A 283-nucleotide genomic window follows, 5' to 3' on the forward strand; every position below is an offset into this window, starting at 1 on the left:
AAGTTATCCAGGTCATTGCCGGATACAACATCCGAGTTCGAAATGCCGCTTACCGTGCCAGGGTAGAGGCGCTTAGCGACAATATGATGCTTGTCGGTTTTAAGAAAGACAGCCCGCTTAGTGTCCTGGTTGTACCCAACGGAGTGAACGATAAAGGCGAAGAACAATTTGCCATCATGCTCAAACGCGGACACCAGCGTCTCGAGGCTGTTCTCGAAGCGATTGCCTTGGGCAAACCGATTGAAACGGTCCCGTGCATTATCGCTAAAGAGGACATATCAGA

Annotated in this window: 1 pseudogene; it reads left to right on the forward strand. The window is 50.2% G+C overall.

Annotation, left to right across the window (positions count from 1 at the left end):
* A pseudogene (locus AC3XQU_RS23745) lies at positions 1–283 on the forward strand (hypothetical protein); the annotation flags it as partial.

It is taken from the genome of Telluria sp. AZSoR62 (genome assembly GCF_058111565.1).